Consider the following 12,728-nt stretch of genomic DNA (forward strand, 5'->3'; position numbering starts at 1 on the left):
TATGACGCTAGCGTTGCCTCCGTTCGATCGCAGTGGGGGAAACCCTGCGGTCCATGGGAGATCAAATCACATGCTTCTTGATCGGGTTATGCCGCACGCCGCGCCGGCGTGCAGGGGGAACGGCTGATGGCCAGCAAACCGAACCGCTCCATCGGCGAGCGGATGTTCGCGCGGAAGTCGATCGCGCAGGTCCAGCGCGAGACCGAGACGAGCGAGCTGAAGCGCACGCTCGGCAAGTGGAACCTGCTGCTGCTGGGCGTCGGCTGCATCATCGGGGCCGGCATCTTCGTGCGCACCGGCAGCGCCGCGGCGCTCCACGCGGGTCCGGCGGTGCTGCTGAGCTTCGTTGTCGCCGGCATCGTCTGCGCCTTCGCGGGCCTGTGCTATGCCGAGCTCTCCTCGACCCTGCCGGTGTCGGGATCGGCCTACACCTACGGCTATACCACACTGGGCGAGTTCGTGGCGTGGACGATGGGCGTGCTGCTGCTGCTCGAATACGGGATCGCTGCCGCCGTCGTGGCGGTGGGCTGGGGCGGCTATGTCGTCAGCCTGCTCGCCGACTTCGGAATCCAGATCCCCGCCGCCCTGACCGGTCCGACCGGCCACCTGCTGGTGCGCGACGGGGTTCCGGTGCTGGTCGACGGCCAGCAGGTGGTGACGATCTTCAACCTGCCCGCTTTCCTCATCTGCATCGCCCTGTCGTTGCTGCTGGTGGTCGGCGTGTCGGAATCCGCCAAGGTCAACAACGTGATCGTCGCGATCAAGGTGAGCGTGCTTGCCGCCTTCATCGTGGTCGGGGGCATGATCGTGCTGTCGAACCTGCCCGAGCTGGTTGCGACCAACTGGACGCCGTTCATCCCCGAGAACACGGGTGACGGCCAGTTCGGGGTGGACGGGATCATGCGCGCCGCCTCGATCGTGTTCTTCGCCTATATCGGCTTCGAGGCGGTCTCGACTGCCGGGCAGGAGGCCAAGGACCCGGCGAGGGACATGCCTTTCGGGATCATCGGTTCGCTGGTCGTTTGCACGGTGATCTACATGCTGGTCGCCGCGATCATGACGCTGCTGGTGCCTTACAACACTCTCAACGTCCCCGATCCGGTGGCGGTGGTCGTCGACGCCTTCGGTCCGCAGTGGGGCTGGCTCGCCAAGATCATCAAGATCGGCGCGATCATCGGCCTCACCTCGGTGGTGCTGGTGTTGATGTACGGCCAGACCCGCATCTTCTACACCATGGCGCGCGACGGCCTGCTGCCGCGGGTGTTCTCGAAGGTGCACCCCAAGTACCAGACGCCGTGGGTCAACACCCTGCTGGTCGGGCTGATCACCGCGCTGGCGGCGGGTTTCCTCGACATCAACCTGCTCGGGGACGCGACGTCGGTCGGCACGCTCGCGGCCTTCGCGATCGTGTGCCTCTCGGTGATCTACCTGCGCCGGGCCGCGCCCGATCTGCCGCGCGGGTTCAAGGTGCCTCTCTATCCGGTGCTGCCGGTGCTCGGGATTCTGTCCTGCGGCTACCTCATCACCACGGTGCCGATGCACGTGCTGCTGCTGTTCCTCGGCTACCTCGCGATCGGGATGGTGATCTACTTCTTCTACGGGATGCACTTCTCGAATCTCCAGACCGGGCGCGACCAGGACGATGGGCCCGAGATGGGCGAGTTCCCGGGGCCGGTCGTCGACTGATCCCGAACAGGCCAATGCCTTGAGGGGCGCGGGGAGCGGTCGCCGCTTCCCGCGCCCTTTGCATTGCCAGCAGGAGAATCGTGGAACATAATGCGAACAAATGAGTCGTTCCCCCATGCCCTTCCAGCGCCCCAAGCCGTCGCCCGCCCGCGTGGTGTCGCACGCCTTGCCCGAGGCGCGCTGGCGGCCGGGGCTCGCCGTGCAGCCCTTCCATTCGGAGATCTTCGCGCCCGCCACCCAAGCGAGCGGGGCGGGGCTGGCGCTGGCGCTGGCGCGCGACGCGCTTGCGGCGGGGGGTGAGGGGCAGGGTGAGGACACTCGCCAGGTGCTGTGGGTGCAGGACAAGGCGGCGATCCGGCTCGGCGGACGGCCCTGCCTTGCCGGGCTCCCGCCCGCGTGGCGCCACCGGCTGATCCATGTCGCAGCCAGCACGCCCGAGGATGCGCTCTTCGCGCTCGAGGAGGGCGTCAGGTGCCGTGACCTTGCCTGCGTGATCGGCGAGATCGCGGGCAACCCCAGGGCGCTGTCCTTCACCGCCTCGCGCCGTCTCAGTCTCGCGGCCGAGCGGCACGGGGTGCGGCTGTGGCTGGTGCGGCTCGATGCGCAAGCCGACCTGTCCTCGGCGCGGATGCGCTGGCGGGTCGCGGCCGCGCCTTCGCCGCCGCCGCGCTGGAACGCAGCTGCCCCCGGCACCGCCACCTGGCATGCCGAACTGTTCCGCGCGCGCGCCCACGCGCCGGGCGAATGGATGCTGAGCGATGACCACACGAGCCTCGCCGTCGCCCGCGATCCCGCAGACGAGCGCGCCGCCACGCCGGATCCTGTCCGTGTGGCTCGCCCGACTGTCGGTCGATCGCTGGCGGCTCGCGCTCTCTCCTGAGGCGCGCCCCGCTGCCGAGGCCGCGCCGACCGCGCTGATCCTCGAGACCGCGCACGGCCCGCGCATCACCGCCGCCAATGCGGCCGGGCTTGGCGCGGGAGCGCGGGCGGGGATGCTGCTCGCCGATGCCCGCGCGCTGTGCCCCGAGCTTGCCGCAGTCCCCGCCGATCCGGCGGGCGACCTCGCGGCGCTCGAGAAGCTCGCGCTGTGGGCGCAGCGCTGGGGGCCGTGGAGCGCGCTCGACCCGCCCGATGGCGTGCTCGTCGACATCACCGGCGCCGCACACCTGCTGGGCGGCGAGGAGGCGCTGCTCGCCGACGTGGTCCGCGCCTTCGCCGCGCGGGGCCTCACCGCCCGCGCCGCGATTGCGCCGACCGCCGGGGCGGCCTGGGCGCTGTCGCATTACGGGCGACCGGGCACGATCATTCCTCCCCGGAACGGGGAGGGGGAAGATGAGATGCTGCGCCTGCTCGGCGACCTGCCGGTGGCGGCCTTGCGGCTCGACGATGACGTGCTGACCGTGCTCCGCCGCCTCGGGATCAAGCGCCTCGGCGAGCTCGCCGGTGTGACCGGGGCGGGGGAGGAGGACCCGGGCCGCGAGGCCGCCGCGCGCGACGCGCTGCGCCGCCGCTTCCGCAACCGCTCCTCGCCCGCCGCCAACCCGCTGCTGCGATTGGACCAGCTGCTCGGGAAAGTGCCCGAGCCGCTGCTCCCGGTGATCGCGCGGCCCATGCCGCTGGTCCAGCGCCGCCTCGCCGAGCCGCTGCGCCACCGCGCCCCGCTCGACCGCGTGATCGAGGACCTCGCCGCCGACATGGTGCGCGCGCTCGAGGCGCGGGGCGAGGGCGCGCGGCGGCTCGAACTCGCGCTGTGGCGGGTTGACGGCGAGGTGCTGCAACGCCGCATCGAGCTCGCCGCGGCGACCCGCGAGGCCGCGCACATCACCCGGCTCTTCGCCAGGCGGCTCGACGATGTCGACGCGGGTTTCGGGATCGAGACCGTGCAACTGCGCGCCAGCTGGAGCGAGCCGCTCAGCCTCTCGCAAGCCGATCTCGATGCGGCGGCCGAGGAGCACGGCACCGCGCTCGCCGCCTGCATCGACCGGCTGACCGTGCGCCTCGGACCGGGCGCGGTGACGCGGCCCGTCGCCCGCGCCAGCCACCTGCCCGAGCGCGCGCAGGTCTGGCAGCCCCCGCTCGCGCCGCTGCCCCCGTCGCAGGGGGCACTCGCTTTCCACGCCCGCCCGCTGAAGCTGCTCGACCGACCGGAGCCGATCGCGGTGCTCTACGCCTCGCCCGACGGCGTGCCCCAGCGCTTCCGCTGGCGCGGCACGGTGCGCGAGGTGGTGCGGGTGGAGGGGCCGGAGCGGATCGCGCCCGAGTGGTGGCGCGAACGCTCGACCGCGCGTCTGCGCGACTATTACCGGATCGAGGACGCCGCCGGCGCGCGCTACTGGATCTACCGCCGCGGCATCGCCGGGGACGGGCGCGGCGGGGTGCCCGACTGGTTCCTGCAAGGCCTCTATGCCTGACGCTACGCGGGCCCGCGCTCAGCTTTCCTTTACCGATTTGTGCAAAGCTGGCAGGTATGAACCTAGACTCCATCCCGCGCTCATCCGAACGCAGGCCGATAAGCCTCACGGTCAAGAGCCGGGTGCGCTCGCGGGTGGTCTTTGTCGATCTCATCGACATCTCCGAGGGCGGCTGCAAGATCCGCGGGAAGCCGGGCTTCGCCGAGCTCGGCGACCGGGTGGCGATGAAGGTGGGCACGATCAACGCCCCGCTTGGCGCGATCGCCTGGGTCGAGGGCGCCCTCGCCGGGGTGGCCTTCGAGGGCGCGATGCACCCCGCGGTGCTCGATTTCCTGTGCGGCGACCCGGCGCCCGCGCCCCGCGCCCCGCAGCTGCGCCGCATCCTCTGACCGCACCTGCGAAGCGCCTTGCACGCTTTGCATTTGCAGGAAGAGTGGTGGGAACATATATAGAACGCGAAAGGCGTTCCCCAAGGTTCCCATGGCCCAGCAATCCCTCCGCCAGAAGCTCGCGATCCTCGCCGACGCGGCGAAATACGACGCCTCCTGCGCCTCGTCCGGCACGGCGAAGAAGAACTCGCTGGGCAGGAAAGGCATCGGCTCGACCGAGGGAATGGGCATCTGCCACGCCTATGCGCCGGACGGGCGCTGCATCTCGCTGCTCAAGATCCTGCTGACCAACCACTGCATCTTCGACTGCCACTACTGCATCAACCGCAAGAGCTCGAACGTCGCGCGCGCGCGGTTCACGCCGCAGGAGGTGGTCGACCTCACCCTGAACTTCTATCGCCGCAACTACATCGAGGGGCTGTTCCTCTCCTCGGGCATCGTGAAGAGCGCCAATCACACGATGGAGCAGCTCGTCGAGGTCGCGCGGATCCTGCGCGAGGAGCACGATTTCCGCGGCTATATTCACCTCAAGACCATTCCCGAGGCCGATGCCGAGATCATCCACCAGGCGGGCCTCTATGCCGACCGCGTGTCGATCAATGTCGAGCTGCCGACTGACACCGGCCTGACCCGCCTCGCGCCCGACAAGAATGCGCGCCAGATCGAGGGGGCGATGGGGCGCACGAAGGATCGCATCCTCACCGCCAAGGACGAGAGGAAGAAGTTCCGCCACGCCCCCCGTTTCGCCCCCGCGGGCCAGTCGACCCAGATGATCGTCGGCGCGGACGACGCCAATGACGCGGCGATCATCGGCAAGGCGAGCCGGCTCTATGACAGCTTCGGGCTGCGGCGCGTCTATTACAGTGCCTTCTCGCCGATCCCGGATGCCTCCGCGGTGCTGCCCCTGAAGCGCCCGCCGCTGATGCGCGAGCACCGGCTCTACCAGTCGGACTGGCTGATGCGCTTCTACGGCTTCGCCCCGCAGGAGGTCGCCGAGGCGGCCGGGGCGGACGGCAACCTGCCGCTCGATATCGACCCCAAGCTCGCCTGGGCGCTGAAGTTCCGCGAGAGCTTCCCGGTCGACATCAACCGCGCGCCGAAGGAGCAATTGCTGCGCGTGCCGGGCCTCGGCACCAAGGCGGTGGCGCGCATTCTCGCCGCGCGGCGGCACCGCAGCCTGCGCCTTGACGATGTCGCGCGCCTCACCACCTCGCTCCCCAAGGTGCGGCCTTTCATCTGCACGGTGGACTGGCGTCCGACGCTGCTCACCGACCGCGCCGACCTGCGCCTGCGTCTCACGCCGAAGGTCGAGCAGCTTGAGCTGTTCGCATGACCGCGATGCAGAACGTCGCCGTCGCTTCCCGCTATGCCGTCCACCTGCCGGCACCCGACGATTTCGCCTTCTGGCGCGAGCGGGCGCGGGGGCTCGTCCAGTGCGACGTCCCGCCCGACCGCGTTGCGTGGATCGAGCCTGGCGGGACGGGCGATCTCTTCGCGGCCGAGAGCCCCGCGCGCAGCGAGAAGCGCCTGCCCCTGCCGCCCGCCGACGCGCCCCCGGTGCGGGCGAGCAAGCGGTTCCTCGAAGTCGCCCGCAGCGCCGCGCTGCACTCCGACCCCGCGCGCTTCGGCCTCCTCTACCGCGTGCTGTGGCGATTGCAGCGCCACCCCCGCCTGATGGAGGACAAGGCCGATCCCGAGGTGCGCCGCCTGGAGGAGCTCGCCAAGGCGGTGCGCCGCGACGCGCACAAGATGCACGCCTTCGTCCGCTTCCGCGAAGTGGAGGAGGAAGACGGCACCCCGCACTTCGTCGCCTGGTTCGAGCCCGACCACCATATTGTGCGCGCCGAGGCCGGCTTCTTCATGCGCCGCTTCGCCAACATGCGCTGGTCGATCCTCACCCCGCAGGGCTCGATCCATTGGGACGGCGAGACGATGCGCGAGGGGCCTCCCGCCCGGCGCTCGGACGCGCCTTCAGGTGACCCGGTCGAAGACCTGTGGCGCTCCTACTATGCTTCGATATTCAATCCCGCCCGGCTCAAGGTCGGTGCGATGCTGTCGGAGATGCCGAAGAAATACTGGAAGAACCTGCCCGAGGCCGAGCTGATCCCGCAGCTGATCGCCGGGGCGCAGGCGCGGGAGGCGCGGATGGTGGCATCGGGCAGCCTCGAGCGTGGGGAGAAGCCGGAAACGCTGGGTGGAATCGGCACGGCGATCCACGCCTGCCGGATGTGCCCGATCGGCGAGCTCGACAACCGCGCGGTGATGGGTGAGGGGCCGCTCACCGCCCCGCTGATGATCGTCGGCGAGCAGCCCGGCGAGCAGGAGGACCAAGCCGGGCGGCCCTTCGTCGGCCCGGCGGGGCAACTCCTCGGCGAGTATCTCGAACGCGCCGGGATCGACCGGAGCGAGGCCTACGTCACCAACGCGGTCAAGCACTTCAAGTTCGTCTGGAAGGGCAAGCGCCGCCTGCACCAGTCGCCGGGCGCCAAGGAGATCGACACTTGCCGCTGGTGGCTCGAGGCCGAGCGCAGCCTCGTCCAGCCGCGCCTCGTGCTGGCGCTGGGCGCGTCGGCGGCGCGGGGGCTCCTCGGCAAGACGGTGAGCATCACCAAGGCGCGCGGCGCGCCGATGCACCTCGAGGACGGCACCGAGCTGTGGGTCACCGCGCACCCCTCCTACCTGCTGCGCCTCGACGGCGAAGCGCGCGAGGAACAGGCGCGCCTCTTCGCCGCCGACCTCGCCGCGGTGCGGGAGCGCTTGGAGGAGCTGGCGCGATGATCCTCCCCCAGCGGGGGAGGGGGACCATCCGCAAGGATGGTGGAGGGGCGAGCGGCGTCCGCCCCTCCACCACGCTGCGCGTGGTCCCCTTCCCCGTTCCGGGGAGGACTTAGGTGCCCGACGCCCCGCTCACCCCCGACAAGCGCACGCTCGCCATCGACCCGGCCGACGTCACCCCGCCCGAGCGCGCGGATTTCGTCGAGCTGGGGCTGGCGAGCTGCTTCAGCTTCCTGCGCGGCGCCTCGGACGCGGTCGACCTCGTGCTGGCGGCTCATGCGGCGGGATACGACGCGCTGGGGATCGCCGATGTCAACTCGATGGCCGGCGTCGTGCGCATCCACACCGAGGCGAAGACGCTGAAGATGCGGCCTGTGATCGGCTGCCGGATCGAGACAGTCGAGGGCCTCGCGTTCCTCGCCTACCCGGAGGACCGCGCCGCCTACGGGCGCCTGTGCCGCCTGATCAGCGCGGGGCGGATGCAGACGCTCAGCGGCGCGTGGCAGGACAAGGGCGTGTGCGAGATCGACCTCGCGCTGCTCGCGGCGCACAGTGACGGCGTGCAGCTGATCCTGCTCCCGCCCGACGATCTGGAGGCGGAGCTCACCATCGCGGTCCCGAGCAACGTCGTGACCCTTGCGGATTTCGTTTCACGCAGAGATCGCAGGGGAGCAGAGAGGCGCAGAGATGTCGCGCCCGCGGCGAAGCCGCACTTGTCCTCGGACGGTGCGACCGGCGGCGGTGTTGCGGAAGATGAGCGTGCCTGCGGCACGGACGACATCTCTGCGGTCTCTGCTCCTCTGCGGTCTCTGCGTGAAACCGCTTCCTTCACCGCCCCCTTTCCCGACCTCCTCCCGCACCTCGTCCGCCAGCTTCCCAGCTTGCGCCACCTCGCCGCCGCCTATCTCTACCGCGGCGACGACATCGCCCGGATCGAGCGCCTGGACAGCCTCGCGCGGGCGAACGGCCTTGCGCTCCTCGCCACCAACGACGTCCACTACCACGCCCCCGAGCGCCGCGCCTTGCAGGACGTGATGACCGCAATCCGGCACAAGACCACGGTCGCCAAGGCCGGGCACCTGCTCCACCCCAATGCCGAGCGGCACTTGAAGTCTCCGCAGGAGATGCAGCGCCTCTTCGCCCGCTGGCCCCACGCGATCGCCGCCGCCCGCGAGGTCGCCGACGCCTGCCGCTTCGGCCTCGACGAGCTGCGCTACGAATATCCGCAAGAGATCTACCCCGACGACCAGACCCCGCAAGGCTTTCTCGAAAGCGAGGTCTGGAAGGGGGCGGGACGGCGTTACCCCCACGGTGTGCCGGAGACCGTGCGCGAGACGCTCGAGCGCGAACTTGCACTGATCGCCAGGCTCGACCTCGCCCGCTACTTCCTCACCATCAAGGACATCGTCGACTTCGCGCGCGGCCAGGAGCCGCCGATCCTGTGCCAGGGGCGCGGCTCGGCGGCCAACTCCGCGGTCTGCTACGTGCTCGGCATCACCTCGGTCGACCCGGCCAAACACCAGCTGCTCTTCGACCGCTTCATCTCCGAGGAGCGCAAGGAGCCGCCCGACATCGACGTCGATTTCGAGCACGAGCGGCGCGAGGAGGTGATCCAGTACATCTACCGCAAATACGGCCGCGACCGCGCGGGGCTCTGCGCCACGGTGATCCACTACCGCCCGCGCATGGCGATCCGCGAGGTGGGGAAGGCGATGGGCCTCTCCGAGGACGTCACCGCCGCGCTCGCGCGCACCGTGTGGGGCGGGTGGGGCAACGAGCTCACCGAGAAGCACGCCGCCGAAACCGGCATGGATGTGACCGACCCGCACCTGAGGCGCGTCCTCAAGCTCACCGAGCAGATGATTGGAATGCCCCGGCATCTCGGCCAGCACGTCGGCGGCTTCATCCTCACCGAGAGCCCGCTGATCGAGACCGTGCCGGTCGGCAACGGCGCCATGCCCGAACGCTCCTTCATCGAGTGGGACAAGGACGACATCGACGCGCTCGGCATCCTCAAGGTCGACGTGCTGGCGCTCGGCATGCTGACCTGCATCCGCAAGTGCCTCGACCTCTTGGGCGCGCACCATGGCCGCGAGCTCACCCTCGCGAGCGTCCCGCGCGAGGACCCGGAAACCTATGCGATGCTCCGCAAGGGCGATTCGCTGGGCGTCTTCCAGGTCGAGAGCCGGGCGCAGATGAACATGCTGCCGCGCCTGCGCCCGAGGGAGTTCTACGACCTCGTCATCCAGGTCGCGATCGTGCGCCCCGGGCCGATCCAGGGCGACATGGTGCACCCCTATCTCAAGCGTCGCCGGGGAGCGGAGCCGGTTCAGATCCCCGCGCCTTCGCCCGAGCACGGGCCACCCGACGAGCTCACCAGCATCCTCGGGCGCACCTTGGGCGTGCCGATCTTCCAGGAACAGGCGATGAAGATCGCCCTCGATGCCGCGAAGTTCTCCAGCCTCGAGGCCAACCGGTTGCGCAAGGCGATGGCGACCTTCCGCAGCCGCGGCATGGTCGACGAGCTCCAGGACATGATGGTCGAACGCATGGTCGCGCGCGGCTACGACCGCGACTTCGCGCAGCGCTGCTTCAACCAGATCAGGGGCTTCGGCGAATATGGCTTCCCCGAAAGCCACGCGGCGAGCTTTGCGCAGCTCGTCTACGTGTCGAGCTGGCTCAAGTGCCACTATCCGGCGGCCTTCGCCTGCGCGCTCCTCAACTCGCAGCCGATGGGCTTCTACGCGCCGGCGCAGATCGTGCGCGACGCGAAGGAGCACGGGGTGCCGGTGCTGCCGGTCGATGTGAACCACTCCGAATGGGACTGCACGCTGGAGAAGAAGGAAGAGGAAGGGGTTTCGCGCAGAGACCGCAGAGACCGCAGAGGAGCAGAAACCGCAGAGGTGTCGTCCGTGCCGCAGGCACCCTCATCTTCCGCAGCATCGCCACCCCTCGCACCGTCCGAGGACAAGTGCGGCTTCGCCGCGGGCGCGGTATCTCTGCGCCTTTCTGCTCCTCTGCGGTCTCTGCGCGAAACCAATCTCGACCGCCATCATGCGCTGCGCCTCGGCCTGAGGCAGATCGACGGGCTGCCCGAGCACGTCGCCGCCGCGCTGGTGGCGGAGCGCGAGGAGCGCGGGCCGTTCCGCGACGTCGCCGACCTGCGCGAGCGGGCCCGCCTCTCGCCCGCGCATATCGAGCGGCTCGCCAGCGCCGATGCCTTCACCTCGCTCGGGCTGTCGCGGCGGCAGGCCTTGTGGGATGCGCGTAGCCTCGTCGTCGCGCCCGACCTGCCGCTGTTCCGCGCCGCCGGGGTGCGCGAGGAGGGGGCCGAGCGCGCGCAACTGCGCCTGCCCGCCATGCCGCTCTCCGAGGAGGTGGTGGCCGACTACCAGACCACCCGCCTCAGCTTGAAGGCGCACCCGATGGCCTTCCTGCGCCCCGATCTCGGCGCACGCGGCTTCGTGCGCGCCTGCGACCTCAGAGCCCGCAAGTTCCGCTCGATGGTGCAGGTCGCGGGCGTGGTGCTGATCCGCCAGCGGCCGGGGAGCGCCAAGGGGGTGTGCTTCATCACCCTCGAGGACGAGACGGGGGTGATCAACCTCGTCGTCTGGCCCGATCTCAAGGAGAAGCAGCGTCGCGTGGTGATGGGCGCGCGGCTGATGGAGGTGCGGGGCCGTGTCGAGTATGACGACGAGGTGATCCACGTCATCGCCCAGCACATGACCGATGCGACGCACCGGCTCCATGCGCTGTCCGACGACCTGCTCGCCGCGCCGCTCGCGCGGGCGGACCATGTCAATGCGCCGCTCCCGGGCCGCAAGCCCCCGCAGGAGCGCGAGGCGCTGCGCCCGCGCGACCTGATCGACGAGCTGGTCCCGCCGCCGAACGTCACGGGCCACCCGCGCGATCACCGCATCCTCCCGAAATCGCGCGATTTTCACTGATGGCCGCGACGAAAGGCTCCGCCCCGAACCGGCACTTCGCCGCCGCCCGCCGCGCCGTCACCGGACTGGTGCTGCTCGTCGCGGGCATCCTCGCCTGGCAGTGGCTGCTGGGTCATCCCGAGCACAACCCCTGGGCGCCGCTCGATCTCGACGACCCGCCGGGCTGGGCGACGCGGGCCAAATTCGCGCGGTTGAAGAACGACGTAGCCGAGTGCCGCGCGGTGCTGGCGCGGAGCGCAGTCGCCTTCACCGCCTTGCCTCCGACTGGGGAGGGGGCTTGCGCGCGGCCCGATCGCACCCGGCTCGGCGACTATCCGCTCGCCCCCGACACCCCGCCGGTGACCTGCCCCGTCGCGGTGGCTCTGGAGATCTGGCGGAGCGACTCCGTGGCTCCCGCCGCCAAGGCGATCCTCGGGAGCGAGCTCCGGCGGATCGAGCATCTCGGCGCTTTCTCCTGCCGTCGGATGTATGGCGGCAAGGACGGGCCGTGGAGCGAGCACGCGACCGCCAACGCGATCGACATCGCCGGCTTCGTGCTCGCCGACGGGCGGCGAATCAGCGTGCTAAGGGACTGGAAAGGCGAGGGGAAAGAGGCGCAGTTCCTGCGTGCGGTGCGCGACGGGGCGTGCGCGAGCTTCGCCACCGTGCTCTCGCCCGAGTACAACGCCGCCCATGCCGATCACCTCCACCTCGACCAGGACACGCGCTGGTCGGGGGTGTGCCGCTAGTTCGCCTCGAGCGCGTAGCCGGCGGAGCGGACGGTGCGGATCGGGTCCTTGGCGCCCTCGACGGTGATCGCCTTTCTCAGGCGGCGGATGTGGACGTCGACGGTGCGCAGCTCGATGTCGGAGCCGGTGCCCCACACCCCGTCGAGGAGCTGCCCGCGGCTGAACACCCGGCCGGGGCTTTCCATGAAGAATTTCAACAGCCTGTACTCGGTCGGGCCGAGCTGGAGGGCGCGGCCGCGGCGCTGGACCTTGTGGGCGACGGGGTCGAGCTTGAGGTCGCCGACCTCGATCGTCTCGCCCGCCAGCGCCGGGCGGATGCGCCGCATCACGGCCGCGACGCGCGCCAGCAACTCTCTGGGAGAAAAGGGTTTTGTGAGGTAATCGTCGGCCCCCGTCTCGAGCCCGCGGACCCGGTCGTCCTCGGCCTCGCGGGCGGTGAGCATGATGATGGGGACGTGCGCCGTCTCCTTGTCGCGGCGCAACCGGCGGCACACCTCGATCCCGCTCGTCCCCTCGATCATCCAGTCGAGGATGATGAGATCGGGCGTCTCCTCGGCGGCGAGCACCAGCGCCTCGTCGCCGTCGCCGGTGCAGCGGACGGAATATCCTTCGTTCTGAAAACGATACTCGAGCAATTCCGACAGGGCGGGATCGTCTTCGACCAGCAACAACTTGGCAGCGGACATGCGTGGATGCCTCCTCAGACCCGCCGACGCGGGCGTCGGGCGAGGCTATGTGTCACCCGCGCGACAATTTGATGAAACGGCCCGCCGCAAGTTTTCAACAGCCCCC

General features: G+C 70.0%; 9 protein-coding genes. 8 read left to right on the forward strand and 1 reads right to left on the reverse strand.

Going from position 1 to position 12,728, the window contains the following annotated elements:
* Positions 1 to 126 precede the first annotated feature (126 nt).
* The 8 genes from ACLBKU_RS08495 (at position 127) to ACLBKU_RS08530 (ending at position 11,936) form a co-directional block, all read left to right on the forward strand.
* Entirely contained in the window at positions 127 to 1,686 is a 1,560-nt protein-coding gene (locus tag ACLBKU_RS08495) for an amino acid permease (protein ID WP_410179122.1), read from the forward strand.
* Positions 1,687 to 1,786: 100 nt separating this feature from the next.
* Positions 1,787 to 2,566 carry a recA-like protein gene (locus ACLBKU_RS08500; RefSeq protein ID WP_410179123.1) on the forward strand — a complete coding sequence of 260 codons (780 nt, stop codon included), beginning with the start codon at positions 1,787 to 1,789 and terminating at the stop codon, positions 2,564 to 2,566.
* Positions 2,508 to 4,097: a DUF6504 family protein gene (locus ACLBKU_RS08505; protein ID WP_410179655.1), complete on the forward strand. Its 1,590-nt coding sequence runs from the start codon at positions 2,508 to 2,510 to the stop codon at positions 4,095 to 4,097. Before ACLBKU_RS08500 ends, ACLBKU_RS08505 begins: the two co-directional genes overlap by 59 nt.
* Before the next feature lie 56 nt (positions 4,098 to 4,153).
* On the forward strand, positions 4,154 to 4,486 hold the full coding sequence (locus ACLBKU_RS08510; protein ID WP_410179124.1) for a PilZ domain-containing protein: 333 nt from the start codon (positions 4,154 to 4,156) through the stop codon (positions 4,484 to 4,486).
* Positions 4,487 to 4,577: 91 nt separating this feature from the next.
* Complete coding sequence (locus ACLBKU_RS08515) at positions 4,578 to 5,819, forward strand: putative DNA modification/repair radical SAM protein (RefSeq protein ID WP_410179125.1); 1,242 nt, start codon at positions 4,578 to 4,580, stop codon at positions 5,817 to 5,819.
* A complete protein-coding gene (locus ACLBKU_RS08520) occupies positions 5,816 to 7,264 on the forward strand; it encodes a UdgX family uracil-DNA binding protein (protein ID WP_410179126.1) in 1,449 nt (482 codons plus the stop codon). The genes ACLBKU_RS08515 and ACLBKU_RS08520 overlap by 4 nt, the downstream gene beginning before the upstream one ends.
* A 113-nt stretch (positions 7,265 to 7,377) precedes the next feature.
* Entirely contained in the window at positions 7,378 to 11,208 is a 3,831-nt protein-coding gene (locus tag ACLBKU_RS08525; RefSeq protein WP_410179127.1) for an error-prone DNA polymerase, read from the forward strand.
* Positions 11,208 to 11,936: an extensin family protein gene (locus ACLBKU_RS08530; RefSeq protein ID WP_410179128.1), complete on the forward strand. Its 729-nt coding sequence runs from the start codon at positions 11,208 to 11,210 to the stop codon at positions 11,934 to 11,936. The genes ACLBKU_RS08525 and ACLBKU_RS08530 overlap by 1 nt, the downstream gene beginning before the upstream one ends.
* Here the strand turns inward: ACLBKU_RS08530 and phoB are convergent.
* Positions 11,933 to 12,622 (reverse strand): phosphate regulon transcriptional regulator PhoB, encoded by a 690-nt coding sequence (phoB, locus tag ACLBKU_RS08535; protein WP_410179129.1) that lies wholly within the window; start codon positions 12,620 to 12,622, stop codon positions 11,933 to 11,935. The genes ACLBKU_RS08530 and phoB overlap by 4 nt on opposite strands.
* Positions 12,623 to 12,728 lie beyond the last annotated feature (106 nt).

This window comes from Erythrobacter sp. NE805 (assembly GCF_046452355.1).
Lineage (GTDB): Bacteria > Pseudomonadota > Alphaproteobacteria > Sphingomonadales > Sphingomonadaceae > Erythrobacter.

What these genes read in the sequence shown, in the direction of transcription:
- ACLBKU_RS08495 (WP_410179122.1), top strand. Translation starts at nt 127, where the DNA reads ATGGCCAGCAAACCGAACCGCTCCATCGGCGAGCGGATGTTCGCGCGG.
- phoB (WP_410179129.1), bottom strand. Translation starts at nt 12,622, where the DNA reads ATGTCCGCTGCCAAGTTGTTGCTGGTCGAAGACGATCCCGCCCTGTCG.
- ACLBKU_RS08515 (WP_410179125.1), top strand. Translation starts at nt 4,578, where the DNA reads ATGGCCCAGCAATCCCTCCGCCAGAAGCTCGCGATCCTCGCCGACGCG.
- ACLBKU_RS08520 (WP_410179126.1), top strand. Translation starts at nt 5,816, where the DNA reads ATGACCGCGATGCAGAACGTCGCCGTCGCTTCCCGCTATGCCGTCCAC.
- ACLBKU_RS08530 (WP_410179128.1), top strand. Translation starts at nt 11,208, where the DNA reads ATGGCCGCGACGAAAGGCTCCGCCCCGAACCGGCACTTCGCCGCCGCC.
- ACLBKU_RS08510 (WP_410179124.1), top strand. Translation starts at nt 4,154, where the DNA reads ATGAACCTAGACTCCATCCCGCGCTCATCCGAACGCAGGCCGATAAGC.
- ACLBKU_RS08500 (WP_410179123.1), top strand. Translation starts at nt 1,787, where the DNA reads ATGAGTCGTTCCCCCATGCCCTTCCAGCGCCCCAAGCCGTCGCCCGCC.